The 25,936-nt window shown below is 40.0% G+C and carries 25 protein-coding genes, 4 tRNA genes and 1 riboswitch; of the genes, 6 read left to right on the top strand and 23 right to left on the bottom strand.

Annotation, left to right across the window (positions count from 1 at the left end):
• From BMW38_RS15135 to BMW38_RS15225, 19 genes are all read right to left on the bottom strand, one after another.
• Nucleotides 1–542: GTP-binding protein (locus BMW38_RS15135; RefSeq protein WP_139193544.1), on the bottom strand; the 542-nt coding region annotated here is incomplete at its 3' end.
• A gap of 146 nt (nucleotides 543–688) precedes the next feature.
• A tRNA-Thr gene (locus BMW38_RS15140) sits at nucleotides 689–763 on the bottom strand.
• Nucleotides 764–776: 13 nt separating this feature from the next.
• Nucleotides 777–852, bottom strand: a tRNA-Gly gene (locus BMW38_RS15145).
• Nucleotides 853–889: 37 nt separating this feature from the next.
• Nucleotides 890–973: transfer RNA gene (locus tag BMW38_RS15150), tRNA-Tyr, on the bottom strand.
• 53 nt (nucleotides 974–1,026) lie between these two features.
• A tRNA-Thr gene (locus BMW38_RS15155) sits at nucleotides 1,027–1,102 on the bottom strand.
• Between the two features lie 98 nt (nucleotides 1,103–1,200).
• Nucleotides 1,201–2,694 carry an anthranilate synthase component I gene (gene trpE, locus BMW38_RS15160; protein WP_017391174.1) on the bottom strand — a complete coding sequence of 498 codons (1,494 nt, stop codon included), beginning with the start codon at nucleotides 2,692–2,694 and terminating at the stop codon, nucleotides 1,201–1,203.
• A 109-nt stretch (nucleotides 2,695–2,803) separates the two neighbouring features.
• Nucleotides 2,804–3,472, bottom strand: a complete 669-nt coding sequence (locus BMW38_RS15165; RefSeq protein WP_092709567.1) for a phosphoglycolate phosphatase — start codon at nucleotides 3,470–3,472, stop codon at nucleotides 2,804–2,806.
• A gap of 65 nt (nucleotides 3,473–3,537) precedes the next feature.
• Nucleotides 3,538–4,167 carry an FHA domain-containing protein gene (locus tag BMW38_RS15170; protein WP_092709570.1) on the bottom strand — a complete coding sequence of 210 codons (630 nt, stop codon included), beginning with the start codon at nucleotides 4,165–4,167 and terminating at the stop codon, nucleotides 3,538–3,540.
• A gap of 41 nt (nucleotides 4,168–4,208) precedes the next feature.
• Nucleotides 4,209–6,485 (bottom strand): type II secretion system secretin GspD, encoded by a 2,277-nt coding sequence (gene gspD, locus BMW38_RS15175; protein ID WP_092709573.1) that lies wholly within the window; start codon nucleotides 6,483–6,485, stop codon nucleotides 4,209–4,211.
• Between the two features lie 41 nt (nucleotides 6,486–6,526).
• A complete protein-coding gene (locus BMW38_RS15180) occupies nucleotides 6,527–7,363 on the bottom strand; it encodes a type II secretion system protein N (protein ID WP_092709575.1) in 837 nt (278 codons plus the stop codon).
• A 2-nt stretch (nucleotides 7,364–7,365) separates the two neighbouring features.
• A complete protein-coding gene (gene gspN, locus BMW38_RS15185; RefSeq protein ID WP_092709578.1) occupies nucleotides 7,366–8,109 on the bottom strand; it encodes a type II secretion system protein N in 744 nt (247 codons plus the stop codon).
• 333 nt (nucleotides 8,110–8,442) lie between these two features.
• Complete coding sequence (locus BMW38_RS15190; protein ID WP_092709580.1) at nucleotides 8,443–8,769, bottom strand: H-NS histone family protein; 327 nt, start codon at nucleotides 8,767–8,769, stop codon at nucleotides 8,443–8,445.
• Between the two features lie 194 nt (nucleotides 8,770–8,963).
• A complete protein-coding gene (locus tag BMW38_RS15195) occupies nucleotides 8,964–9,404 on the bottom strand; it encodes an acyl-CoA thioesterase (protein ID WP_213031179.1) in 441 nt (146 codons plus the stop codon).
• A gap of 7 nt (nucleotides 9,405–9,411) precedes the next feature.
• Nucleotides 9,412–10,605, bottom strand: a complete 1,194-nt coding sequence (locus tag BMW38_RS15200) for a heme biosynthesis protein HemY (RefSeq protein WP_213031180.1) — start codon at nucleotides 10,603–10,605, stop codon at nucleotides 9,412–9,414.
• A 9-nt stretch (nucleotides 10,606–10,614) separates the two neighbouring features.
• Entirely contained in the window at nucleotides 10,615–11,457 is an 843-nt protein-coding gene (locus tag BMW38_RS15205) for a hypothetical protein (protein WP_092709583.1), read from the bottom strand.
• 8 nt (nucleotides 11,458–11,465) lie between these two features.
• Nucleotides 11,466–12,233: a uroporphyrinogen-III synthase gene (locus tag BMW38_RS15210; protein ID WP_092709586.1), complete on the bottom strand. Its 768-nt coding sequence runs from the start codon at nucleotides 12,231–12,233 to the stop codon at nucleotides 11,466–11,468.
• Nucleotides 12,234–12,236: 3 nt separating this feature from the next.
• Nucleotides 12,237–13,154 (bottom strand): hydroxymethylbilane synthase, encoded by a 918-nt coding sequence (gene hemC, locus BMW38_RS15215; RefSeq protein WP_035361079.1) that lies wholly within the window; start codon nucleotides 13,152–13,154, stop codon nucleotides 12,237–12,239.
• A 101-nt stretch (nucleotides 13,155–13,255) separates the two neighbouring features.
• Entirely contained in the window at nucleotides 13,256–13,996 is a 741-nt protein-coding gene (locus BMW38_RS15220) for a LytR/AlgR family response regulator transcription factor (RefSeq protein WP_092709589.1), read from the bottom strand.
• Nucleotides 13,997–14,056: 60 nt separating this feature from the next.
• On the bottom strand, nucleotides 14,057–15,196 hold the full coding sequence (locus BMW38_RS15225) for a sensor histidine kinase (protein ID WP_092709592.1): 1,140 nt from the start codon (nucleotides 15,194–15,196) through the stop codon (nucleotides 14,057–14,059).
• Between BMW38_RS15225 and argH the strand changes: the two genes are divergently transcribed.
• The gene (gene argH, locus BMW38_RS15230) at nucleotides 15,187–16,620 is read left to right on the top strand and encodes an argininosuccinate lyase (protein WP_017387747.1); all 1,434 of its coding nucleotides are present in this window, start codon (nucleotides 15,187–15,189) and stop codon (nucleotides 16,618–16,620) included. The genes BMW38_RS15225 and argH overlap by 10 nt on opposite strands.
• 9 nt (nucleotides 16,621–16,629) lie before the next feature.
• Nucleotides 16,630–16,899, top strand: a complete 270-nt coding sequence (locus BMW38_RS15235) for an oxidative damage protection protein (protein ID WP_004795121.1) — start codon at nucleotides 16,630–16,632, stop codon at nucleotides 16,897–16,899.
• Between the two features lie 305 nt (nucleotides 16,900–17,204).
• Here BMW38_RS15235 and phoU read toward each other — a convergent pair whose 3' ends face one another.
• The 4 genes from phoU to BMW38_RS15260 all read right to left on the bottom strand — a co-directional run bounded on the left by phoU (nucleotide 17,205) and on the right by BMW38_RS15260 (nucleotide 20,945).
• A complete protein-coding gene (gene phoU / locus BMW38_RS15240; protein WP_003654470.1) occupies nucleotides 17,205–17,927 on the bottom strand; it encodes a phosphate signaling complex protein PhoU in 723 nt (240 codons plus the stop codon).
• Between the two features lie 109 nt (nucleotides 17,928–18,036).
• Nucleotides 18,037–19,368, bottom strand: coding sequence for a multidrug efflux outer membrane protein AbuO (locus BMW38_RS15245; RefSeq protein WP_092709595.1), 1,332 nt, complete (start codon nucleotides 19,366–19,368; stop codon nucleotides 18,037–18,039).
• Between the two features lie 106 nt (nucleotides 19,369–19,474).
• Complete coding sequence (locus tag BMW38_RS15255; protein WP_092709598.1) at nucleotides 19,475–20,371, bottom strand: DMT family transporter; 897 nt, start codon at nucleotides 20,369–20,371, stop codon at nucleotides 19,475–19,477.
• Complete coding sequence (locus BMW38_RS15260) at nucleotides 20,364–20,945, bottom strand: TetR/AcrR family transcriptional regulator (protein ID WP_092709601.1); 582 nt, start codon at nucleotides 20,943–20,945, stop codon at nucleotides 20,364–20,366. Before BMW38_RS15260 ends, BMW38_RS15255 begins: the two co-directional genes overlap by 8 nt.
• Before the next feature lie 108 nt (nucleotides 20,946–21,053).
• Between BMW38_RS15260 and BMW38_RS15265 the strand changes: the two genes are divergently transcribed.
• The 4 genes from BMW38_RS15265 (at nucleotide 21,054) to cpdA (ending at nucleotide 25,794) form a co-directional block, all read left to right on the top strand.
• A complete protein-coding gene (locus BMW38_RS15265) occupies nucleotides 21,054–22,139 on the top strand; it encodes a hypothetical protein (RefSeq protein WP_213031181.1) in 1,086 nt (361 codons plus the stop codon).
• Nucleotides 22,140–22,173: 34 nt separating this feature from the next.
• Nucleotides 22,174–22,308, top strand: a riboswitch (TPP riboswitch).
• 88 nt (nucleotides 22,309–22,396) lie between these two features.
• Nucleotides 22,397–24,274: a phosphomethylpyrimidine synthase ThiC gene (gene thiC, locus BMW38_RS15270; RefSeq protein ID WP_003654459.1), complete on the top strand. Its 1,878-nt coding sequence runs from the start codon at nucleotides 22,397–22,399 to the stop codon at nucleotides 24,272–24,274.
• A gap of 75 nt (nucleotides 24,275–24,349) precedes the next feature.
• Nucleotides 24,350–24,985 (top strand): NUDIX domain-containing protein, encoded by a 636-nt coding sequence (locus tag BMW38_RS15275; RefSeq protein WP_092709604.1) that lies wholly within the window; start codon nucleotides 24,350–24,352, stop codon nucleotides 24,983–24,985.
• Nucleotides 24,982–25,794 carry a 3',5'-cyclic-AMP phosphodiesterase gene (cpdA, locus tag BMW38_RS15280; RefSeq protein ID WP_139193545.1) on the top strand — a complete coding sequence of 271 codons (813 nt, stop codon included), beginning with the start codon at nucleotides 24,982–24,984 and terminating at the stop codon, nucleotides 25,792–25,794. Before BMW38_RS15275 ends, cpdA begins: the two co-directional genes overlap by 4 nt.
• Nucleotides 25,795–25,936 lie beyond the last annotated feature (142 nt).

The following is a 25,936-nucleotide window of genomic DNA, read 5'->3' on the forward strand; positions in this document are numbered from 1 at the left end:
CCTTCCAACGCTTTAAGCGCAGAACCACGGATAACTGGAGTGTCATCACCTGGGAAGTCATAAGTAGAAAGAAGTTCACGAACTTCCATTTCTACTAATTCAAGTAATTCTTCATCATCAACAAGGTCACACTTGTTCAAGAATACGATGATGTAAGGTACACCAACCTGACGAGAAAGAAGGATGTGTTCACGAGTTTGTGGCATTGGACCATCAGTCGCAGCACATACAAGGATCGCGCCGTCCATCTGAGCAGCACCAGTAATCATGTTTTTAACATAATCGGCGTGGCCCGGGCAGTCTACGTGAGCGTAGTGACGGATTGGAGAATCGTATTCTACGTGTGAAGTATTAATTGTAATACCACGTGCTTTTTCTTCAGGTGCTGAGTCGATTTGTGAGTAATCTTTCGCTTCACCGCCGTAAGTTTTTGCACAAATAGTTGCAATCGCAGCAGTTAAAGTTGTTTTACCATGGTCAACGTGACCGATTGTGCCCACGTTTACGTGTGGCTTATTACGTTCAAACTTAGCCTTAGCCATGTTTATAGTCCTCGTTTACGTCGAACACAATTCTGAGTAAGACCCAGCATCGACATATCGCCTAAAAAATCAAACACCCAATACTTGAAAAGCAGACTAATAAGCCTGCTTTTTAAATCTTTGTAGAAAATCTACTAAACTGTATCTGGAGCTCTTATCGAGATTTGAACTCGAGACCTCTCCCTTACCAAGGGAGTGCTCTACCACTGAGCTATAAGAGCGATTATCCTTCGATGGAGCGGGAGACGAGGGTCGAACTCGCGACATGCAGCTTGGAAGGCTGCCGCTCTACCAACTGAGCTACTCCCGCACGATGCTGGTATACTTAGCACTTCAATCGAAGTTAATGGTGGTGAGAGAAGGATTCGAACCTTCGAAACTTTCGTAGCGGAGTTACAGTCCGCCCCCTTTGACCGCTCGGGAATCTCACCACTTCACACTTATTTCAGTGTTATTCTTCACTTAACAACTTCACACTTTTAGGTGGTGCCGGCACACGGATTCGAACTGTGGACCTACTGATTACAAGTCAGTTGCTCTACCAACTGAGCTATGCCGGCGCTTCTTAGTGTTTCGTACGTTTCGTATCGGAACGGTGTGCAGTTTAGCAAAACTTCCAAACGATGCAAGTGGTTTTTTTAAAAAAATCGCTAAAAACTCATAAAATCAATCCGTTTGACGATAATTCAACCGCTTTGATCACTGCGCGAGCTTTTATTTGTGTTTCATTCCATTCTGATTCAGGGTTTGAGTCAGCAACCAGGCCCGCTCCAGCCTGCACATACACCTTTTTATCACGGATAACACACGTACGGATTGCAATCGACATGTCCATTTCACCATGCCATCCTAAATACCCCACTGCCCCGCCGAAAACGCCTCGCTTAACAGGCTCAACTTCATCAATGATTTCCATTGCACGAATTTTCGGTGCACCAGATAAAGTACCTGCTGGAAAGGTTGCCTTAAATACATCTAAGGCATCGATATCATCACGAACTTCGCCTTGCACATTTGAAACAATGTGCATGACATGCGAATAGCGCTCAATCACCATTTGATCAGTAACTTTGACCTTACCAATTTTAGAAACTCGACCAACATCATTTCGACCAAGGTCAATCAACATTAAATGCTCTGCTATTTCTTTTTCATCAGAAAGTAAATCTTTCTCTAAAGCGATGTCTTCTTCTTTAGTTTTTCCACGCGGTCTTGTACCTGCAAGTGGGCGGACTGTCGCAATACCATTTTCTAGTCGAGAAAGAATTTCCGGTGATGATCCTACAATATGGAATGGTTTGTTATCTGTAATGGTCTGACCCTGCACCAAAAACAAATAAGGTGAAGGGTTTAAATGACGTAAAGCACGGTAAACTTGCAAAGCCTCACCATCAAAGTCCGAAACCATACGCTGGCCCGGAACAACCTGCATCACATCGCCCGCTCTAATGTATTCTTTTACCTTCTCGATTGTTTCAAGGAACTTAGCCTTACCCGTAATCGATTCAAAATGAGGCGGTGTATGCGGCTTAGCTTGCAAACTCACTGGTGTAGCTAATAACTGCTCTAATTGATCTAACTTTTGCTGAGCATCTTCATAAGCATGTGCCTGCGTTGTATCAGCATGGACAATTAAAAATAAAGTATCTTTAAGGTTATCGAAAACAATGACTGTCTTTGATAGCATCAACCACAAGTCTGGTAACGCAATTGGATCAGCCGCAGGTACATTCTTTAAGCGTGGCTCAATATAACGAACTGCATCATAGCCCAAATAACCAACTAGCCCGCCAGTAAAACTTGGTAATGCTGGCAGAAGCTCAGCTGGTGGCACTGTAAATTGCTTCTGAAATTCACGAATATATTGAAATGGATCTAGACAATCTTCTTGTGTGATCGAACCATCAGCATGCTGTATAGACAAGACCCCTGCATTACATGAAAAAACTGTCGATTCACCTAAACCGATCATGGAATAGCGCGCCCAGTTTTCACCACCTTCAACCGACTCAAATAAATAAGCTTGTTTTTGGTCCTTAAAACGAGCAAAAACAGATAGAGGTGTTTCCGTATCTGCTAAACGCTGGCGATAAACTGGAATCGTGTTGTAACCTGATGCTTTAAGTTGTTCAAATTGCGCTAATGTAGTCATGAATTTTTCTCTAATATGGTTTCGATTTAAAACGGTGTTTTTCTAGTTTCGATTTAGACACGCCATCGAAAAACCATACGCTTATTCATGCTGATCTCCATTTCACTCATTAGATAATTAACTCAGCCAAACTATCAACCACTTGCTGAGGTTGGCAATCATAGATATTTTCTCCATGATTATAGCCATAGCTAACCACAATACAATCAATTCCCGCGCGGCGTGCAGCCTCAATATCATTACTTGAATCGCCAATCATTAGCGCGTGCGAAGCAGATATCTTTAAACTTTGCATACAATGTAACAAAGGCAATGGATGTGGTTTTCTCTCTGGCAAGCTATCACCACCCAATACAACTTGAAAATAAGAAGAAAGTTCCAATGCATCAAGTAATCCTTGAGCAAGTTGCACAGGCTTATTGGTAACACATGCCATATTTATATTCAAAGCTTTACAATGCTTTAAAAACTCAGTTACTCCAGGATAAATTTGAGTATTTACGCAAAGCTCCGCACCATATACATCCACAAATTTTTGTAATAAAACTTTATGTTGTTCGGTATCTAATTTTCCAAATATATGAAGCAAAACACTTTCACAAAGTTTTGAAGCTCCTTTACCTACCCATTCTCGTATTTGTGCTTCAGTTACCGATGGCCAACTTAGCGCTTGTAAACTTAAATTCATGGATCGATATAAATCAGCTGCAGAGTCAACTAACGTTCCATCAAGGTCAAATAAAATTAAATCGCGCTTATTTAGTTGTGCAACAGACATCTTCTTATACTCAAAATTAAAAAGGCATGCGTTTAGCATGCCTTGATTGTAAAAGCACCAACGGATTATTTAAAGAACAACCATGCCAATAAAGCTAAGATTACTAAAATAATAATAGTGATCAAACCAACTGAGGCATTCTTCTGTTGCTCTTTTTCTTCAGCAACACGAGAAACAGGCTCATCAAAGGCAACTGGTGTCTGTTGTGGTTGTACATTAACATCTACACCTTCCGGGATCGGTGCAGGTTTTGGAATAGAGATATTCTGCGGCATACCATCGCGACTGACTTCTATTTCAGCAGCACGCTCTGTAAGGCTTGGCATCCCTTGATCGCTTAAATCTTGAGATGGAGCCGTATTTACAGGCTCTACTTCAATTTCAGGCAAATCCTCTATTTCCTGCACAGGCGCTAATACAGAAAATTTAAAGCTAGCAAATTGAACAATATCACCATCATGCAGCTGTTTTTCTTGCTCAATACGAATATCGTTTATGAATGTGCCATTCGATGAATTAAGGTCTTGCACCCATAGCAATTGATCTTTTAAAAGCAATGCAGCGTGGCGACGTGAAATTTCAGCAGCTTGCAACAACACATCAGCATCTTGATGGCGCCCTACCAACATATCACGATCAATACTAATTTCTTGGCCAGTAATTTCGCCAGTAATTGCTTGTAATTTCCAAGTCATGTATATGTCCTATTTCACTTTTTATCAATCATAACATGCTACTACGGCGCTGTGCTTGGACGCAGTGTCGTTGTTGTTACTGTATTTTTAGTACGATTAATTTCAGGCTCAGGCAACTGTAAGGTTTGCTTTCGAACCACAGGTTCCACTGCTACGGGTGTGGTTACTGTCGAGCTTTTTCCACCCGAAGGAACTTGTTGATAATTTTTTGGCTGAGAGGTAACACTTGGCAGTGTCATCTTTTGATTATAGACATCATCGACCTGCTCAGGCAGTTTAGCAAAATTGCCATTTTGATCCATCGCCAATTGCAAGCTGTAAAGCTGATTATAGCGCTGCTGAGACAAACGGCGCACATCATTTGCATCACCCACAATTGTTGGATGAATAAAGACAAGAAGATTACGCTTCGTATTACTTCTGCTGTCTGAACGGAATAACCTACCTAGGTATGGAATGCTGCTTAACCCAGGAATACCTTGACGACTGAGCTCAACATCATCAGACACCAAACCACCTAAAACAACTGTTTGTCCATGCTCGGCCAATACAGCAGTTTTAATAGCACGTTTATTAGTAATTAAATCGGCTGCCTGACCTTTACTGGTCTGAACATTCGAAACTTCTTGCTCAACTTCGAGACGAACCGTACCACCTTCACCGATATGTGGAACAACTTTTAATGTCACCCCGACATCTTTGCGTTCAACAGTTGTGTATGGATTGATACCTGTACTGTTCGTAGTGACCGACCCTGTTACAAATGGAACGTTCTGACCTACAACAATATAAGCCTCTTCATTATCCATAGTCACAATGGATGGTGTCGAAAGTAAATTTGATTTGGTGTTAGCTTTGAGGGCTTGAATTAATGCACCATAAGCCTTACGGGAATTCTCAAAATTACCTACAGCAAAAGTTGCACCATTACCTTTATTGGCACCACCAGCAATAGCGGATGCCGCTCCAGCCGAACCACCAGACAAATAACCAGCAGCAATAGAAGATAAACTTGCACCCACATTACTGAAGCTAAGCAAGCCTATTCCACTAGATAGATCACCTAGCGCCCATTGAATTCCGAGTTGATCTGCATCATCTCCTGAAACTTCAATAATGGCAGCTTCAATTAAAACTTGCTGACGGCGAACATCGAGTTGCTGGATAGCAGATTCAATTTCACGCATTAATTGTGGATCAGCCTTAACCACTAACGAGTTTTGGGCATTATCCGCAATGATACTCACACCATTTTGGCTAAAGCTAGAGATACTGTTCTGATTGTTGTTATTTGAATTACCATTCAGGTTTATTGAAGGAGTGGAAATTGATGTACCAGTTGAACCTGAATTTGTTGAGTTTGAATTTTGGTTATTACCCATTAAATTATTGATCGGATTCGACGAGTTAGAAGAACCATTATTACTATTTGACGAAGAAACAGCCTGCCCTGTTACGAGACCTTGTAAAATCTCAGATAAGTTTTTTGCACTCGCATATTTCAGTCGAAAAACTTTTAAGCCCCCTAAACGGTCTGCTGAAGGCACATCCAGCATTTCAATCATGTGGCGAATGCGCTTACGTGTTTCAGGATCACCCTTTACCAAAATACGATTCGTTCGGTTGTCTGCAATAATACGAATACGTGCACCACTAAAATCTTTCGAAGCTCCAGTTGCGCTCATTGCCTCAAGTTGAGTAATGATTTCTTCCGCTTGGCTCGATTGGAGGCTTATTGCCTCAATATCATTTTGCCCCGTACCATCAAGGTTACGAATGATATTTTCAAGTTGATAGATATTCGCAGCTCGGTCCGAAACAATCAGCGCATTAGTGCCTGCTATCGCAGCCATATGTGCAAATTGTGGCATTAAAGGGCGAAGTGCTGGAATTAAGTCATTTGGATTGGTATTTTCAAGCCAAATGACTCGAGTGACAATTTGATCACCACGCAGTCTATTTCTAGAATCGTAAGGAATTCCCGAATTTTTAACATTGCTATCTGGCACCAATTTGATGGTGTTCCCAGAAGGAATTGCCACAACCCCATTTACATTTAAGACCCCAAGAAACAGATCATAAACTTCATCTTTATTGAGGGGTTTATTCGATATTACTGTGACATTGCCACGCACTCGCGGATCTACTGCAAAGTTTTTCCCCGTGATGTCTGCAACTTCATTAATAAATGCAGTTAAGTCAGCATCACGTAAATTGATCTTCCATGTCTGGGCATAGACGCTGCTGCTCACTGTCGCAATCAATGGGGCTGCTGCAAGTAATGCCCAAAGTGGACGTTGATGATTCAATAAAGCCATAACTTGCGATAATTCCTAACTCTTATGGTGACGTGTTATCACTAAAAATTTTGTTGTATGGTCATCACTTGATCACCACGTTTTATTTCTATTTTCACTTGCCCAGCTCGACGAGCTTGTTCAAGTAACTGCACATCCGTTTGTCCTTGCCCAACCGTTTGACCATTTAAAGAAACAATCCGGTCACCCGGCCTTAAACCTAACTTATTTCGAAGCGCAGTGGGTGTACGTTCTGTAACTTCAAAACCTTCGCTTGAGTTACCGCTTACGCCCATATCACGTAGATATTGTTCACGGTTCCCTTGCATTTGCTGAATAGCCTGTCCAAGCGCTTCTTGAGTCGTATTAACAGGTGCCGATGGTTGAGACGCTATAGCAGTTGGTTGTGAAGCATCTGGCGTCATGGGCTGATATAAACCGTTTGGCAAACCTTTGAACTGAAGTTCATGAGTACTGCCATTACCTTGACGCAATATAACGTGATCCCAATAAACTTCTGCCAACTGATAAGATGTAGAGCCTATTGTTTCCCCCACCCGATATCGGTCAGCAGTATTATCAAGCTTAATAACCGCTGAGGAAAAACGGTTCGGATAGCCCACCATCACACCCTGCAATTCTAGGTTGACATTTTCCTGAGCTGCATTGGCTGAAGGTTCATTAAAAATCGAAAAAGTACTAATGTTAGGAATTTGCGGCTGCTGTGATCCCAACTCTACCCGATCGAATTGCATCATTTGGGGAGGTGCAATGACCCACCAAAATAATGAAGCCAATTTCCAACACAGCCATAAAATTAAAAAGGCAAATACGACAACACTTAACCGGTCTAATTTTTGCCATTGTAGTTGCTGTAATTTCTCAATCCATACTTTCATTATTAGTTACCCCCTTGTATTAAGGGTTGACGAGAACTAATGACAAAAGTATCTAAACCGGCTTTTCCATCATAAGACGGAATATTCAGTAATAATCTTTGTGTAAGCTGCACATCAAGCATCATATTGGCATCTAATAGAAGATTTGCCATTTTTTGACTGCGTTGATCACGTATATCAATCTGTAATTGACCATTTTGATCCGTTAATTGCCCATTTAAAGAAGGCATATTCATCCGGTCTTGACGGTCACCAATATTATAAATTAAAGCACCACCACCCCAATGCAATTGACCATCAACTGCAGCGAAACCTTGCTCTTTTTTATAATTAAAATCAATATCTTTTAACTGGATACTGTTCACAGGCCATTGCCAGTTCACAATTTGTTTTAATGTTTCAGGCGCAATTTGACCATTCATTGCTCTAACAAGTACTTTTTTACCAACACCATAGGCCATTACCCCAGATAATTGGGTATTTCCACTATGGATATCCACATCAGCAGCGAACCTTAATAAAAACAGGTCAAGAGGTCTAGTTTTCCAATGAATCGAGCCTCTCAAAGTACCGCGCCGCCAATCTGCTTGGCCCTGCCAGATATTTCCACTTACATTGTGTAGAGTTTGATTATTCTTTGAAAATTTAGAAATAAGCCACGTCGCTGGGATCTGTAAAATAATAAAAATTAAAAATGCAATGAGGGCAAATAACCACCACTTCCACTGCTTAGACTTTTTCTTCATTCAGCCTTACCAACATGCAAATTATCGTCCTTATTTTGAGAGTAGCTCCCTAGTCTGACATTATGCATACTTTTTCAACATCGCCAATTCACTTCATATAAAAAAACCAAGCAATCAGGCTTGGCTTCTGTATTAAGACTATAAGTTGAACGTATGACAAAATCATGAAAACTGGCTAATCAACTTACTAAATGTACATTTGATCTCAACAATCTATTTAAAGATGAATTTAAACACTCAAATTCTTAAATAATATTTATAGCAAAATTTTAAATATTTTCACGCATAAAAAAGCCAGGCAAATTTGCCTGGCTTTTTAGATCAGCAATACGATTAGATTAAGAAATCTTCAAGTTTTGCGCCTTTTTCAATTTCAGCAACTAACCAGCGTGGTTGTTTACCACGGCCAGTCCAAGTCTCTTCAGAATTGTTTTTGTTGCGGTAACGCGGTTCAACAGATTTACGTGTTGTTTTCTTACGTTTTTGAGCACCAAACTCAAGAAGTTGTTCAACACTAAAACCTACATTTTCAGCGATCTCGATAATTTGATTATAAGCATCTTCAATTGCTTGATCTTTTTTACTTACAATTAAAGCTTCAGCTTCTGCTTGTAAACGTTTTAACTCTTCTACAGATAATTCACTGATATCCGGTTTCATTAATAAATACTCCAGTCTTACAGACAATTCAAAATAATACAGACAAAATTTAAAAACATAAAATCAAGACCAATATTATTTATAATCTATTCAATAAGCAATAGTTTGAAAGCCGTGTTCATCAGAATAATCCAAAAAATTACCTTTTAATTACATTATCAATTATAAATGACATATATTTTATTAATATTTATTTAAGATAAATGTATTAAGTCATGTCCGACAGATTTTTCTAGCTCAATAATTTTTTGTTTTATCTCTTGAGGTATTTCACATTTTCGTTCTGTTAATTTATCTACGCATACCATAAGAGCTTCACCCGTAGCTACGATTTGTTGTTGTGTTTCGCTCCATAATATATAAGCCATACGGAATGCACTATTACGGAGCTCTTCCACGCGAACACCGACTTTCAATACATCGGGATAAAAAACGGGCTTTAAGTATTTGCATTGGCTTGAAGCGACAACGGTATATAATTGTGGGGTTAATATATTTATCGCTTCCATATATAAAATACGTGAGCTTTCAATATATCGATAATATCGTACATTATTGACATGACCAAAAGCGTCCATATCTCCCCACGCTACTTTCTGTTCATATATTATCGGGTAGACAGACAGTTCTTTCATTTTTGCCTCATATTTTAAATTTTAAAAAATTCGCATCATTTTCAAAGATTAGGTTTAACTGATTGATTAACACTTCATCTTCTTTAAGGGTAGACTTAATACGCAAATAGCTCATTAAAATATTATCTGGATATAATGTTAATAATGTTTCAGCCTCTGCTTGACGTCCGGTTGCCATATAGACATGCCATTTTGCAAAAGTTAAAACTGGCAAATTCATATATTGATTTTCAAGCTCAATAATTTTTTCTTCAACATCAGCATAGTCTGGAACCTGTTTAAGCAACTGTTGCTGAAACCACAGGTAAAACACTTCTGGATCAAACTGCTCTTTTAATAAGTGTAGTGTTAAGGCTGCATGCTGCATGCTCATATCAGGCATACGTGCTAATAGTTTGAGCCATAACAACTTACTGCTATAAGGTCGAGTTTGGATCTCAGACTCTAAATCCAGATAACGTTGTTGCAAAGCATGTAGATCATCGATAGAAGCTTGATCAAACTGCTGAAGAAGCTGCTGCAACCATAAATCACGGTGTTCAGCATCTAATAATCCATACTTCATTGACCGCAAATATACCCATGGATGTTGCAGCGCTAATTGTCCCCATAACGCAGTTAATCTTTGCTGGTAAGCGGTTTCTATTTCCTCAAGCCAAGGCGATAACTGATGCTGGTATAAAAACTCAAGATGAGTTAATGCGCGGTCAGCCTCGTTTTCAGCTAAGAAGATTTCGATTCGCTGTAACTCGGCCAATTCAAATGCCATGGGTGGTGATTGATCTAAAGCAGCTAATGCTTTTGGATAGTCTCCACTTAAAACCAGAAACTTGGCATCAATAATATTTTTTAAAAGTCCTGATTGAGTAAAAACACGTTCAATAAATACACGTTGGTCTTCGGCAGCCTCTAATAACCAGACAATACCTAATTGTTCATAGGGATGAAGGTTTTTAAACTGGAAGATGTTTTCACTTTTTCTTTGTTCACGAGAGGAATAACGTTTAACCCAAAGCCATATGAGTTGAGCAATAAAACTCACTACCACAAAAGCAAGGGTTAATCCCCAGACATTTGTTTGCAACTGCAATTGTCGCCAGTAGATATAGACATACCCCATTCCATAGCCATAACTAAATAAAGCTAAAGCTGCAAAGAGTATTAAGCTAATTACGAAATAAACCGACAGGAGGTGTTTCATATCTCCTCCTTATGAGCCAATTAGACCAAGTGTAGATAATTTAGGAACAGGCACTACCGATAAATGTGCCACTTTAGCAATACGTTTTTTTAACTGCTGACTCGTTGCATCAGGCATTTCATCTAGCTTTTGCATCACAGACTGCAACTCATTTTGGTACTCTGTCATTTTCCCTTCATTGAGTGCCTGTTCAGCAATTAATAATCTTAATTGCACTTCTTTGAGCACTACACTTCGATTCATTAAATTAATAGACGGCGTTTCTACTTTTTCTATACGGAACCATTTTTTCCACCAAGACACAGACTCGGATTGATCCATCTCAAGTTTAGGCTGACCTAAGGCTTGCTGAATATTTTTATCAATCGTTTGTAATAAATCGTCAATCAATTGATGGCGTTGATTTTGGGCCAATGTGAATTGTTGAACTGCCTGTTTATCCTGCTCAAGCGATTGGTTCAAGCTATGTTGCAATGCAGGGGCAATTTCATAGTGTAGAAGAGATTGCTGTAACTGGTTTAATTGATCAACTGCGTAAATCAATTGCTGCTGATCAATTGCAAATTGAATTAAATCTAACTTTTGTTTTATTAAAACTGTAGGGGCAATACCCATCGGCGGGACTTCTAAATTGCCAGCCGGACTCAGTTTATTCCCTGTATTTACAGGTTGATTCTGTAATTGTCGTTGTAAAGCAACCAATTGATCATTTAGATTGGCATAGTGCTGTTCTGATTGAAGCAAACTTTGCTTAAGCTCAGGAACAGTACGAGAAATTTGCCACATATCGTAACTGAGCTTAGCCAACCAAGCCATGCCCAGTAAAATGATGATAGAAACAAGTTTTCTCATACGAATCCTTATAATGCCTGAATGTGATGAATCATCCCCGAAGGCGATAAATTTTCAAGTTGAATAATGTGAAAATGAGCCTGTTGCCGATCGCGATATTCTTTAACAATTTGAAAAAGACGTGGTCCTAAAACCAAATATACACAATCAGGTTGTACATTATTTTTTGAACAAAGCTCTAACCAATACTTCCAGCTCGCCTCACTCGTAATTAAGACCAGCCATTTGTTTAAATTATAATTTGAATTCTGTGTCAGATGTTTGAATGTAGAATATGAGGTTTCTGGGCACTGCCGATGATATAAAACGAAATTTAAAATCTGAATTTCTTGCTGTTGCAAGGTCTCCATCATAAATTGACGTCCACCTTCTCCTCGCCAAAAAGCGACGCTACAAGCCTGCCTCATATTATGGAGAATAGGTAGATTTAACATCCCCTCAGAGGTTTCAACATCTGGAATATGGGCTTCTATTCCATACTCATTTAGACAATTGGCCGTTGACTGTCCAACGGCAATCCACTGAATATGCTTCAAGTCAGATAGTTTTAAACCGCTTTGCAGTAAATACTTCATCCCCACATCAACGGCGGTTGGGCTCACTACAACGATAGCTTGTGCCTTAACTAATTGTTGGTAAAGTTGAAGTAAATGTTCGGAAAAGGGTTTAGCAACGAGTTCTAAAAGAGGTAAAGACTCAACCTGATAACCTTCTTTTTGCAGAACTTCTGTTAATTCTGCAGCACGCGAATCAGGTCGAGTATTAATAAACAACATAGCTTAGTAGAGAGCCTTTAATAGCTCACCAGCACCTTGATCAAGTAAGTTTCGAGCAAGGTTTTCACCCAATTGCTGAGCATTGCTGGCTTCATCTGTCAGTTCAGCACGTAATAATGTTTGACCATCGGCACTTCCGACACGACCTTCAATATGGATTTGTCCATTTTGTAGTGTGGCATAACCTGCAATTGGGACCTGACAACCGCCTTCAAGATAAGCATTAAAGGCACGCTCAGCACGTACACAAACATCTGTTTCTTGGTGTAATAAAGGTTGAATTAAAGATAATACTTCGTTGTCAGCTGCACGGCATTCCAAACCCAATGCACCTTGACCCACAGCAGGCAAACTAATGTCTGGTGTTAAACAATGACGAATGCGTTCTGACAATCCTAAACGCTTCAAACCAGCACTGGCCAAAATAATCGCGTCGTATTGACCATCATCTAGCTTCCCTAAACGTGTTCCAACATTTCCACGCAAATCAATAATTTGCAAATCAGGGCGTTGTTTTAAAATCTGAGATTTACGACGTAAACTTGATGTACCAACTTTTGCACCTTGAGGTAGATCAGCAAATTTTTCAAATTGATTTGAAACGAAAGCATCTAATGGATCTTCACGTTCACAAATTACCGCCAAGGTTAAACCTTCTGGTAAAGCCATCGGGACATCTTTCATTGAATGTACGGCTAAATCTGCACGCCCATCTAAAAGTGCTGCTTCTAACTCTTTAACAAACAGCCCTTTCCCACCAATTTTTGCTAAAGGCGTATCTAAGATTTTATCGCCCTGCGTGACAAATTTAACCAACTCCACCGTTAAATCCGGGTGAAGCTCCTGTAATCGGGCACGAATATATTCTGCCTGCCAAAGAGCAAGTGGGCTTTGTCGTGTAGCAATTTTCAAGGTTTTCATAAATTCAAGCATGGGCTGGTCAAACAATACACCCTAAACTTAACTTGATCCCTTAAAATTGCAAGTAAAATCTCGCACGTCCAAGATAACTCTTTTTCAGTTTAGAGCTGATGAATTCGGTCTCTAAGCATAGATAAATGTCGACGACTCACCGAAAGTCGTTCATCTAAACCACGTAATCGAACCTGATATTGCCCCGAACTGACCAACTCCAATCCATCTAAATAGGCAACTGCAACCAACGCATTGCGATGAATGCGAATGAATTGATCTGCAAATTCGGTTTCAAGCTCTTTTAATGTTTCATCAATTAATACACTGCCATTTTGATGACGCACCGTGACATATTTCTGATCTGCTAAAAAATAATAAATATTCTCAACAGGAATCAGCTCAACTCCACGATAGGTTTTTGCGGCAATTTGATATCGCTGTGTTTTTAGATCATGTAAAAAATCATGTTGTGGCAAAGCATTGAGCTGTGCTCGAGTAAGCTGAGTCAATTGACTAAAAACTTGTTCAAGTTCTTGAGGGTCGATCGGTTTAAGAAGATAAGCTTGAGCCTGAGATTTAAACGCTTCCAATGCATGTTGATCATAGGCTGTACAAAATACAATCGCAGGCCTAGGGTTCAGCTGACTTAACTGTTCTGCACAGACAAGACCATTCATACCTGGCATTTGAATATCAAGTAAGATTACATCCGGTTGATGAAGCCGCGCCTGTTCCAAGGCTTCCTGTCCATGATGAGTTGTTGCTACAACTTCATGTCCCATCTTTGAAACTAAACGTGATAATCGCTCCACTGCAAGTGGTTCGTCATCACAAATCAGCACCTTCATTCATCCTCCTTGTCACCGTTAACTTGATCCATTTTTTTATGGTTAACTCTGACTAACTTATTATTTTGTTTGATATTGATAGCTCATAATGGTGGTATATAAGGTTTCACCTTTATAAACCTGAAATCTAACGGAGTTCCCATAATATGCTTTCAGGCGTTGTTTTACATTTTCAAGCGCGATTCCATGCCCTTTCCGTGAATTTATTGTATCGTCTGTATATGGGTTGGTAATGACTATACTGACCTGATTTTGCAATATTTCAACCAATACCCCGATGGTTGCCTTACCTATCATTGGTTCTACCCCATGAAAAATACTATTCTCTAACAAAGGTTGTAATGTCAATAAAGGAATAGTGATCTGTTTTAATTGCACAGATGAAAGCTCAATTTTCCAATCTACTTTTAAGCGCTCGCCCAAACGCACCTGTTCAATCATTAAATATTGTTTACTCAGCTCGATTTCTTCATGCAGACTGACCAATTTTAATTCTTGGAAGCTTGCGCGAAATAAGCGTGACAGGCTAATCAACATACCTTCGGCTTTATCTGGGTCTATCGCAATTAAGCTCACCACGTTATTTAAACTATTAAATAAAAAATGAGGATGAATTCGCGCCTGCATGGCCTGAATACGCGCATTTAACTCTGCATATTGTTGATGTAGCCATTGCTCTCTCACATAGAGATAGCGCAAGCAGAAAGCCCCTAGTAATATCCCGTAGCTTAGATATAAAGGCACATTGGTAAAATAAATGCTCCAGCCCTGTGTTAAAGAAGCATGTTTATTTAAAAGACCAAACTGAAAAAAATTACTCATTAAGGTCGTCAAAACAACAATACCTTGCAGCATGACAAAACCAATAGCCAAGGCAAATTCTTGACGTAAGCTGCTAAAAAAATGCTGAAAGCGTTCAACCAGCGCAAAAAAGGACAAGATGATCCAATTAATAAAAACGATGTATTGTAAAAGGCGCCCACCGCTTAATGCTTGCCATGACTGAGCTTCAGCCAGTGCCAAAACCAGTGCCAAAATGTTACTTGCGATAATTAATTCGAATAAGTGTTGCCAACGCCCGTTTTTCGTAAAAAAATAGGAGGAATTTTGATTTCGGTATGCTGTAGGAAACAACTTTGTTTGTTGAGCTTCGGCAAGTGATATACTCTTTTTTATTTTACTGAGCCACCATGACCACATCTTCAAATCCCCCTAATTCAGTAACCCCAGACCAAACCTCAGGTATGTGGGGTGGTCGTTTTTCTGAAGCGACGGATGCTTTTGTAGCCGAATTTACCGCCTCTGTTCAGTTTGACCAGCGTTTTTATAAACAAGACATCGCCGGTTCGATTGCGCATGCTACCATGCTTGCGAAAGTTGGCGTACTCACAGAAGCAGAACGCGATGACATTATTGAAGGTTTAAGCACCATTCGCTCAGAAATTGAGGCTGGAACCTTTGAATGGCGCATCGATCTTGAAGATGTTCACATGAACATTGAATCACGTTTGACTCAACGTATTGGTATTACAGGTAAAAAATTACATACCGGTCGTAGCCGTAACGATCAGGTTGCAACCGATATTCGTCTTTATCTACGTGACGAAATTGATGACATTTTAAAATTATTAGAGCGCTTACAAAAAGGCTTGTTAGGCTTAGCTGCCAAAAATGTAAATACGATTATGCCTGGCTTCACTCACCTGCAAACTGCACAGCCAGTGACTTTTGGTCATCACCTATTAGCATGGTTTGAAATGTTAGTACGTGACTCTGAGCGTCTTCAAGATTGCCGTAAGCGTGTTAACCGTCTACCACTTGGTTCTGCCGCTCTTGCCGGTACGACATATCCAATTGACCGCGCTTACACAGCAGAATTATTAGGTTTTGAAGCTGTGTGTGAAAACTCTCTTGATGCTGTATCTGACCGTGACTTTGCCATTGAGTTTAATGCAGCTGCGTCTTTAATTATGATGCACTTATCACGTATGTCAGAAGAACTGATTCTTTGGACTTCTGCACAGTTCAAATTTGTGAATATTCCTGATCGTTTCTGTACTGGTTCTTCAATCATGCCACAAAAGAAAAATCCGGATGTTCCAGAACTGATCCGTGGTAAATCAGGTCGTGTATTTGGTGATTTAATTAGCTTACTCACGCTAATGAAAGGTCAACCATTGGCGTACAACAAAGACAACCAAGAAGATAAAGAACCTTTATTTGATGCAATCGATACGGTTCGTGGTTCACTCATGGCTTTCGCAGACATGATTCCTGCATTGGTTCCAAATATTGAAATTATGCGTGAAGCTGCGCTTCGCGGTTTTTCAACTGCAACCGATCTTGCTGACTATTTAGTGAAAAAAGGCGTTGCTTTCCGTGATGCTCATGAAATTGTAGGTAAAGCAGTTGCTTTAGGCGTAGCTGAAGAAAAAGATTTATCTGAATTAACGCTTGAGCAATTACAACAATTCTCTGACTTAATCACAGCAGATGTGTTTGATAAAGCTCTAACACTAGAAGCTTCAGTAAATGCACGTGATCATATTGGTGGAACTTCACCAAAACAGGTAGAAGCTGCAATTGCTCGTGCCCATACACGTTTAGAACAGTTATACGCTTAAGGATAAAACATGAGTCGACAAGTATTTTGCCGCAAATATCAAAAGGAAATGGAAGGTCTAGACTTCGCTCCTTTCCCAGGTGCTAAAGGCCAAGATTTTTTTGAAAATGTTTCTAAGCAAGCATGGCAAGAATGGTTAAAACACCAAACTACGCTGATTAATGAAAAACGCTTAAACGTGTTTGAACCAGATGCGAAGAAGTTCCTTGAAGAACAACGTGAGAAGTTCTTTAACAATGATGAAAGCGTAGAAAAAGCTGAAGGCTGGAAACCAGAATAATCGGTTTGTTTCAGCTTACTCATCATTAAAAAGGCGGGTCTATATACATAGATCCGCCTTTTTTTACGTGAAACTTACACAAGCATAAAAAGCCTTACATAGAGCGAACAGGATTCTACATGACATCAAAAAGCAAAGAACTTAATATCAATTCATAGCAAGAAGAACACGATCCCTGTCGTGTTTATGCACTTGATTTTCTGTCCTGAACTTCCCCCCAAAGTTCGGGACATTTTTTTATCTATTATTTTAAAAAATAAAAAAGCCTTGTTTCAAACAAGGCCTTTAAATATTTCAGCTTAAGATTACTTTTCGTGAACTTTAGCTTCAATTTCTTCAATTTTGGTATGGCGGGCATCAAAGCCTTTTGCCATGTAAATCACTTGCTCAGCAATGTTACGGGCATGGTCACCAATACGCTCTAAAGAACGTAACACCCACATTACATTAATTACACGAGCAATATGGCGTGGATCTTCAATCATATAAGTCATTAAAGTACGTGTTGCTGACTGGTATTCACGGTCAATATCTGCATCGGCTAAAAGCACACGTAAAGCCTGATCTGCATCTAAACGCGCAAAAGCATCAAGTGCGTCATGAATCATGACACGAACTTGGTTACCAATATGACGAGTTTCCATATAGCCACGTGGAGAACCACCTTCTTCACAGAGGTTTTGCGCAATACGGGCAATTTTGGCAGCTTCATCACCAATACGCTCAAGATCGGTATTGGCTTTGCTCATCGCAATAACCATACGCAAGTCGATCGCTGCCGGATGACGACGTGCCAAAATTAGCGTAAGACCTTCATCAATATCACGTTCATATTGATTCACGGCATTATCTTTAAATTGAACATCAATCGCTAAATTTGCATCTGTATCAAGCAAGGCATGAATTGCGTTCGCCACCTGTTGTTCGACCAAGCCACCCATGGTCATGAACTTTGTGTTTACATCTTGCAAATCTTCATTAAATTGAGAAGAAATATGATGGCTTAACACCGGATTACTTGGACTCAAGGGAAGCCTCCAACATGATGGCGCAGGAATAAAATGATTGAGCATTAGAACACAGCAATCATTAAGTTTTTATGACAAAATTAAAATTCAGATAAAAGCTTTTTTTTGCTCACTGATAGGTTAGCCAGCTGTTTAATTCGACCAGATCTTTTTCGCCTAACTGGCCTACCGCAGCTTTTAACCGAAGTACATTCAATAAGTAGTCATACTGACTATTAAGATAATCCTGTTTTGCCGAAAAAGCATTACGCTGCGCTAATAAAACATCAACCATACTTTTTAAGCCTTCGTTATAACTCGCTTTTGAAGCTTGAGAAACAAGCGAAGACGAATCCATTGCAGCTTTTCGTGCTTCGAGTTTTGCTTGGTCTGTATCTACCTGCATATATGCACTTTTCACATCGACATTGGCACGGCGAATGGCCGCATCAAGTTGTGCCTGAGCTTTACTAGCCTCTACAGTCGCTTTTTTAATGGATGTTTTAGTACGCCCACCATTAAATAAATTCCAGTTCATTTCCACACCGACCTGATCAAATTTTCCATCAGTCGAGATGAGTGTCTCTGGTGTCTGCTTTGTATATCCATAACTTGCAACCGCATCAATTTGAGGATAAAGCGCGGCCTTTTCCACACGACGCTGATCTTCGCTATATCGTTGCTGTAAGCGTGCTTGCTGAATCTTTAGATTTTTTTGCTGCGCCAACGAAAGCCAATCATTAAGCTGGGCTGGATACGGCTTTTGAAAACTAAAATCACTTCGCAGTACTGCAAGCTTATCTTGATAAGCACCAATATATTCGGAAAGCTGTTCTTGGGCTAAAAGTAATTGAACATTGGTTGAAATACGATTGGCTCTGGCATTTTGATATTGAGCATTTGCTTCACTCACATCACTACGCGCCACCAAACCCTCTTTGAGCTTGGCATTCATCATATTAAGTTGTTCAAGCAAAGCTTTTTCTTCTTGTAAGTATGCAACGCTTAATGCCTGCTGACGCAGCACATTAAAATAGGCTTCTGCTACATTTAAAACATGGTCTTGTTTTTGCAATCTTAAAGTGATTTCACTTAAGGCAACCGAGGTTTTAACTTGCTTATAACCTTCCCAAGCATCCATTCGAAACAGTGGTTGACGTGCAGTTAAAGTCGCTTGACGAGTGGTTGAAGTATTACTCACCAAGGCATCTGAAAGCCCTTCCTGATCAACTCCAGGAAAATTAGAACGCTTCACCGTTTGCCGATTACGAGTAATATTTCCTGACAATGTGACCGTTGGTAATAAGGCACCAGTTGCCAAGCCTAAATTAAGTTGATCTGCTTCAAATTGTTGTTGATTGGCTTGCCATGTCGGGTCATTTTGTTTTGCGCGCTCATAAGCTTCAACTAAATCTAGAGCAAAACTGGAAGATGCAAAACTCCAAAGGCCAACAGCGACCATTAATTTTATTTTCATTGTTCAAATCAACGATAAAACTTGCCTTTAAGACTAAGAAAAATTCCAAGCAAACTCAAGCCATTAAAAGTTTTAGTTTTTTTAAGCGTTCTCATTTTTTTGACAATATTAAAATACAAATAAAAATCAAAAACATGCCGATCCAACCCACCCATGAAATATGCTCACCAACCAACACGATGGCAAAAAGTGCGGCAACTAAAGGTTCAAATAAAGTTAAGGTCGTCGCTTTACTGGCATTTACTGTTTTTAGACCAAAGCCGAAAAGTAAATAACCTAAAAACATAGGAATCAGCATCATATATCCAGCAACAAGTAAATTGGTTGAACTTTGCAACAACCCTCCACCTGTAACCAGTAAAGTAGGAAGCAAAATAACTGCTCCACCACCCATAATCATTCCCATTGCAGCTTTAGCAGCAACCCCCCGATCTATTAATCTTTTAGCAGCCCATGAATAAAGTGAATAAGTTGTAGCCGCGACAAGCCCAAGAAAAATACCGAAGATTTTATTCCATTCATTTGTACCCTCTTGGACCGCATGGTTTTCACCCATGGATAATAAACTTACCCCAATAACACCAAAAATAAAACTTAAGAACCAGATCGCCGACAAAGACTTGCGATCAAAGAATCGTTCTAAAATTGCTGCGATCAGTGGCGCTGCACCAATAGAAACCACGGTGCCAATCGTAATTCCTGCATAATGCATTGAGGAATAAAAGGCCAAAGGATAAATACCAACTGCCACAACACCTAAAAGCAGTATTAGAAGGTTTTGCCTTATAAATTGTCGGTTTTCTCGTATCGCCCGCGATGCAACCAAAGCTTGTAAAAGACCTCCGCCTCCCATAGCCACAGCCCCAATGGCAAGTGGTCCAAGTGTTGGTGCAAAGGCGGCTGCAGTACCTGTTGTTCCCCATAAAACAGAGGCAACTAAAATCGCAATAGTACCGCCATAACTACTATTTTTAATGAGGCTAATCATGTTGGCCTTCTCTCTTTAGAAGATCTTCTGCCATTTGTCTTGCCAATAGAAGCTGACGACTACTTCCTTCCAACCCAGCTCTTGCCATAGAACCCTCTAAAAGGAAGGAAAGCTGCGTAGCCACGTAGCTAACTCGCTGAGCATCTGGTAATAAGCTTTTTAAATGTTCAGCAACAATAGCCTCGACTTCTTCTTTATGCTGCCTTACCGCATTTCGTCCTGCGCTATTCGCTGGAAACTCAGCCGCAGCATTAAGCAAACCACATCCTCGAAAGCCTTTTTCATAGGCAAATTCTGCATGGTCTTGATATGCATCAAACACTGCCAGAATAGCTTCTGTAACTGATTTTGTTGTCTCTAAACGTTTTTGATAAAGATCAAGCCATTCTTGATGCCGTGCAGCAATGTAGGCATCAACAAGCTCGCCTTTTGAAGAAAAATTATTATAAAGCGACATCTTAGCAACATCTGCTTTTGCCGTAACCGAGTTAATTCCAGTTGCAATAATGCCATCGTTATAAAACAAAGTTGCTGCTGCATCGAGAATTTTCTGTCTCGCTGTTTTATCATTCATAGTTTTATTTTTAAGTAGACCGATCTACCTAATAATAAAGATTTCTAACAATGATGCAATCTTTTTCCGAGTTATAATTTGATCAATGTTCACTTCGATAAAAATACAATGATGAAAAAATTTCTAATGATGAGTATGTGTAGCGCACTAATTTTATCTGGATGTAATAAAACATCGCAGCAAGATCAAGCTGTTTCTAAAGAGCAAAAATCAACTGAACAAAAGCCTGTAAGCAAACAAAACAATAGCTGTATCGAAATCAATGCCGCAATACAGAAGATTAATCAGAACAGTAAAATAGAAGACTTAAATCAAATTAATGAGAAGCTGAAAACATGTGTTCCATCTTTAAAGAATGATGAGCAGCTTAAGCTTATTAATGCATCAACTATCATGTATCAACGTTTTCTAAAGCAAGACTACACTGACAAAACAGCCAGAGCTTTTGAATCTTTTGGCTATGCCGTTTTAGAACAAAAACAACAAGACCCTAAAAAAGTCATCCAAAGCCAGAAAAAATTATTCGACCAACTGAGCCCACGTGACCAATACTTACTTCAACATAATGGTGAAGCCTATATTGACCTCCTTTATCAAGGCGAAGGCATGTTTACCTATCGACGTCAGCCAAACTATCTAGTCGATGTTTTTTCTAAAGCATTAACCGCGGACCAAAAAGAGTTCCTAACTCGTATGGCGAAAGACAATCAGGATATTTTCTATAACGATGGTGCTTTGGCTGTTTCGTGGAAAGAACTTACTGAACGGGCGCTGTTTTGGGAAAAATTTATTCAAAAATATCCAAAAAGCCACTTTATTAGTGATGCAAAACTACTCTTTAACGAATATCGCTACTTTATTTTCTTTGGCCTAGATAACACCCCTGTTTCAGATGAATATGCACCGAACACATGGTTTGATAAAGATGCCCTTCAGCAAATCCGCTTTCTATCTACACAAAACCAATCGAGTTTAGCAAAACCTGCCCAGCAATTTCTTAAGTTTATTGCCACGCCTGTAGAAGAGCGCAATAAGCAATTTAAAATAGATTTAACTGATAAGAATGGCGATGAAAAATCAAATTATCAGGTGACTCATGAACAACTTGAGCAGCTATTAAAATTTGATTCGCCATGGAACACGGAAGTCTATCGTGACTGCCATATGGATGCGGTTTGTATAGATACAAATTGACAATGCCAGCCAACCTAAATCATGTTAGTCTGTAATTCGCTTGACGGAGCGCGAGTAATAGCTCGCTGAGATTGTGTAAATTTCGTGTTATCGCAACACAAGTTTGATCACAAGTACCGTTGAACCTGATCAGGTTAAGACCTGCGTAGGAATCAAGCCATCTAAAAACTAAAGCCTCAAATTTATCTCGTAAAGATAAATCCGCCATCGTTTTTGGTCGTGCTTGATTCGTTGATGTTATTCATAAGGATCATGTAATGAACCAGTTAACGAATCTCTCTTCTGTTGAAATTTCAGCGCAACATGAACAAGATGCAAAAGATTTAACTCGCATCTTACCCGCTTCAAAAAAAGTTTATATTGAAGGCTCTCGCCCTGACATTCAGGTTCCAATGCGGGAAATTTCTCTCACCGATACCCCAACCGGACTTGGTGGCGAACATAATCCCCCTGTTATGGTCTATGACACTTCAGGTGTTTATACCGACCCAAATGTTCAAATTGATTTAGACAAAGGTTTACCTTCAGTTCGCCAAAACTGGATTGAAGAACGTAATGATACTGACGTACTTTCTGGCTTAACTTCAACGTTTGGTCAGGAACGTTTAAAAGATATCCGTACCGCAGATATTCGCTTTGCCCACATTCAAAATCCACGCCGTGCCAAAGCTGGCAAAAATGTCTCTCAAATGCACTATGCCAAGCAAGGTATTATCACACCTGAAATGGAATATATTGCAATTCGCGAAAATCAGCGCCAGCGTGAAGGTGTTGATACGCGCCAGCATCCGGGACAAAATTTTGGTGCAAAAAATTTAAAAGAAATTACACCTGAATTTGTTCGCCAAGAAGTTGCTGAAGGTCGCGCAATTATTCCTGCAAACATTAACCACCCAGAACTTGAGCCAATGATTATTGGTCGTAACTTCTTGGTTAAAATTAATGCCAACATTGGTAACTCAGCGCTTGGTTCTTCAATTGATGAAGAAGTTGCCAAAATGACATGGGCAACCCGTTGGGGTGCTGACACCATTATGGATTTGTCGACAGGTAAAAATATTCATGAAACACGTGAATGGATTATTCGTAACTCACCTGTTCCAATCGGCACCGTGCCAATTTATCAAGCATTAGAAAAAGTGGATGGCGTTGCAGAGGACCTGACTTGGGAAATCTTTAAAGACACGCTCATCGAACAAGCTGAACAAGGCGTTGACTACTTCACGATTCATGCAGGCGTATTACTTCGCTACGTACCACTCACCGCAAACCGTTTGACTGGTATTGTGTCTCGTGGTGGTTCAATCATGGCGCAGTGGTGTTTAGCGCATCATGAAGAAAACTTCTTGTACACACATTTCGATGAAATCTGTGAAATCATGAAAGCCTACGATGTTTCGTTCAGTTTAGGCGATGGCCTACGTCCGGGCTGTATCCAAGACGCAAATGACGAAGCACAATTCAGCGAACTTAAAACACTCGGTGAACTCACTCATCGTGCATGGGAACATGATGTTCAAGTCATGATTGAAGGCCCTGGTCACGTACCAATGCACATGATTAAAGAAAACATGGACTTGCAGCTAGAAGTTTGTAAAGAAGCACCATTCTATACGCTTGGGCCTTTAACGACCGATATCGCTCCGGGTTACGACCACATTACTTCTGCAATTGGGGCAGCCATGATTGGTTGGTATGGCACGGCTATGCTTTGCTATGTCACACCAAAAGAGCATTTGGGTCTACCAAACAAGAAAGATGTTAAAGACGGGATTATTACCTACAAGCTTGCAGCTCACGCGGCCGATCTTGCGAAAGGACATCCAGGTGCACAGGTTCGCGATAATGCCTTATCAAAAGCGCGTTTTGAATTCCGTTGGGATGATCAGTTCAACTTAAGTCTGGACCCTGACACAGCTCGTAGTATGCATGATGAAACCTTACCGAAAGAAGCTCACAAATCTGCACACTTTTGCTCAATGTGCGGACCAAAGTTCTGCTCGATGAAAATCACCCAGAATGTTCGTGACTATGCCAACAACCTCACCAATATCAATACAGAGGTTGAAGAAGGCCTCAAAACCATGAAAGAGGTTTATCAAGAACAAGGACAAAAACTGTATCACAAAGTGTAAATATTCAAAAAAAACACTTGCCTAGCTCTGATTCTCAGTTAGGATGAAATAAATAGATTTTATCCTGACTGGCTCATGAGCATTGTTGAACATCCAAGCTATATATCTGAAGATGTCGAAATAACATCCCGTGAATATGTATTCCGCGGTTTTATTCAGGTTGAAAAAGTCAGCCTTCGACATCGTCTATTTAACCAGTCTGAATATACCCCTGTAATACAGCGCGAGCTTATTCATCGCCCTGAGGCTGCAGGCGTTTTACTCTACAACGATCAAAAACAACAGTTCGCATTGATTGAACAGTTTCGTGTTGGTGCTTTAGATGACCTTCACTCCCCATGGCAACTGGAAATAATCGCAGGCGTGTTAGACGGTGATGAAACACCCGAGAGTTGTATTCGTCGAGAGAGCCTCGAAGAGTCAGGGTGTGCAGTTCAGGAGTTACAACATCTATTTAGCTTTTATCCGTCAGCTGGTGCGTGCTCGGAGTTATTTCATCTCTATGTTAGCGAAACCGATTTACCTGCTGAAGGCGGCGTTTTTGGTGTAGATAATGAAGGTGAAAATATTCAACTGCACTTATTTAATTATAGTGAAATCCAGACTCTACTCGACAGCGGACGTTTAAGAAATGCTCCTGTCATTATGGCGTTACAATGGCTGTCTCAACACATCACAACGATAATAAAATCCGACGAGGTAGGACGGTGACTTTTCAAGTCTCAACACTTTCACAAAAAGACCATGTCATTATACAAATTACCGATACTCACCTATTGGAGTATCCGCACTTAGAATTTGTGGGGATGAATCCTGAAGAAACTTTTCATGCAATTATTCAACAGATCCTGAAAAAACATCCTGAAACTGATGCCATTATCCATACTGGAGATCTGGCTCAAGCACCAACGCCTATTACGTACAAACGTTATATTCAATATATGCAAACGTTAGGTCTGCCATTTTTTCAGACACTGGGTAATCATGATAACGTTGACTATTTTCCATTGCATAAAGAAAACCATCAGGAACCTGTGGTGATTGGCTTAGGAAACTGGCGTGTTATTTTATTAAATAGTGCGGTACAAGGTCAGATTGATGGACACCTGTCACCAGAACAACTACAAAATTTAGCGACATTACTCGAAGAATTTTCAGATAACCCTGTTTTATTGGCTTGTCATCATCATCCTTTTGCAATGAAATCCAAATGGATTGATCATCACAAGTTACAAAATTCTAATGCGTTGCTTACAACATTAGCTCCATTTAAAAATGTAAAAGCTTTAGTCTGCGGGCATGTTCACCAAGACTCACTCAACACTTGGCAAGGGATCGAGTTTTTCTCGACCCCATCGACCAGTGTTCAGTTTAAACCGTTTAGTAATGACTTTGCCCTAGACCAAAATGCTCCCGGCTACCGTTACATTCGTCTAAAAAACGATGGTAGTTTTGAAACCGAAGTCTTCCGTCTTGAAAGTTTTCAGGGCCTTATAAATACTGATATTTCAGGCTATTAGCTCTATTTTTTATATGCTTATATGCAATTATGACTAGGGTAAACACGTTTTGAAAATATTTACGGGTCGGAATGACTATCATCTTGCAGGAAAAATCTATATGATGACGACCCGATGGTAAAATCCATCGATGGTTTTCTAT

The organism is Acinetobacter sp. yr461 (genome assembly GCF_900110445.1).
Classification (GTDB): Bacteria; Pseudomonadota; Gammaproteobacteria; order Pseudomonadales; family Moraxellaceae; genus Acinetobacter; species Acinetobacter calcoaceticus.

Excerpts from the sequence above, each read along its gene's own strand:
- trpE (WP_017391174.1), bottom strand. The coding sequence starts at position 2,694 with ATGACTACATTAGCGCAATTTGAACAACTTAAAGCATCAGGTTACAAC.
- BMW38_RS15165 (WP_092709567.1), bottom strand. The coding sequence starts at position 3,472 with ATGTCTGTTGCACAACTAAATAAGCGCGATTTAATTTTATTTGACCTT.
- BMW38_RS15170 (WP_092709570.1), bottom strand. The coding sequence starts at position 4,167 with ATGACTTGGAAATTACAAGCAATTACTGGCGAAATTACTGGCCAAGAA.
- gspD (WP_092709573.1), bottom strand. The coding sequence starts at position 6,485 with ATGGCTTTATTGAATCATCAACGTCCACTTTGGGCATTACTTGCAGCA.
- BMW38_RS15180 (WP_092709575.1), bottom strand. The coding sequence starts at position 7,363 with ATGAAAGTATGGATTGAGAAATTACAGCAACTACAATGGCAAAAATTA.
- gspN (WP_092709578.1), bottom strand. The coding sequence starts at position 8,109 with ATGAAGAAAAAGTCTAAGCAGTGGAAGTGGTGGTTATTTGCCCTCATT.
- BMW38_RS15190 (WP_092709580.1), bottom strand. The coding sequence starts at position 8,769 with ATGAAACCGGATATCAGTGAATTATCTGTAGAAGAGTTAAAACGTTTA.
- BMW38_RS15195 (WP_213031179.1), bottom strand. The coding sequence starts at position 9,404 with ATGAAAGAACTGTCTGTCTACCCGATAATATATGAACAGAAAGTAGCG.
- BMW38_RS15200 (WP_213031180.1), bottom strand. The coding sequence starts at position 10,605 with ATGAAACACCTCCTGTCGGTTTATTTCGTAATTAGCTTAATACTCTTT.
- BMW38_RS15205 (WP_092709583.1), bottom strand. The coding sequence starts at position 11,457 with ATGAGAAAACTTGTTTCTATCATCATTTTACTGGGCATGGCTTGGTTG.
- BMW38_RS15210 (WP_092709586.1), bottom strand. The coding sequence starts at position 12,233 with ATGTTGTTTATTAATACTCGACCTGATTCGCGTGCTGCAGAATTAACA.
- hemC (WP_035361079.1), bottom strand. The coding sequence starts at position 13,154 with ATGAAAACCTTGAAAATTGCTACACGACAAAGCCCACTTGCTCTTTGG.
- BMW38_RS15220 (WP_092709589.1), bottom strand. The coding sequence starts at position 13,996 with ATGAAGGTGCTGATTTGTGATGACGAACCACTTGCAGTGGAGCGATTA.
- argH (WP_017387747.1), top strand. The coding sequence starts at position 15,187 with ATGACCACATCTTCAAATCCCCCTAATTCAGTAACCCCAGACCAAACC.
- BMW38_RS15225 (WP_092709592.1), bottom strand. The coding sequence starts at position 15,196 with ATGTGGTCATGGTGGCTCAGTAAAATAAAAAAGAGTATATCACTTGCC.
- BMW38_RS15235 (WP_004795121.1), top strand. The coding sequence starts at position 16,630 with ATGAGTCGACAAGTATTTTGCCGCAAATATCAAAAGGAAATGGAAGGT.
- BMW38_RS15245 (WP_092709595.1), bottom strand. The coding sequence starts at position 19,368 with ATGGTCGCTGTTGGCCTTTGGAGTTTTGCATCTTCCAGTTTTGCTCTA.
- BMW38_RS15255 (WP_092709598.1), bottom strand. The coding sequence starts at position 20,371 with ATGATTAGCCTCATTAAAAATAGTAGTTATGGCGGTACTATTGCGATT.
- BMW38_RS15260 (WP_092709601.1), bottom strand. The coding sequence starts at position 20,945 with ATGAATGATAAAACAGCGAGACAGAAAATTCTCGATGCAGCAGCAACT.
- BMW38_RS15265 (WP_213031181.1), top strand. The coding sequence starts at position 21,054 with ATGATGAAAAAATTTCTAATGATGAGTATGTGTAGCGCACTAATTTTA.
- thiC (WP_003654459.1), top strand. The coding sequence starts at position 22,397 with ATGAACCAGTTAACGAATCTCTCTTCTGTTGAAATTTCAGCGCAACAT.
- BMW38_RS15275 (WP_092709604.1), top strand. The coding sequence starts at position 24,350 with ATGAGCATTGTTGAACATCCAAGCTATATATCTGAAGATGTCGAAATA.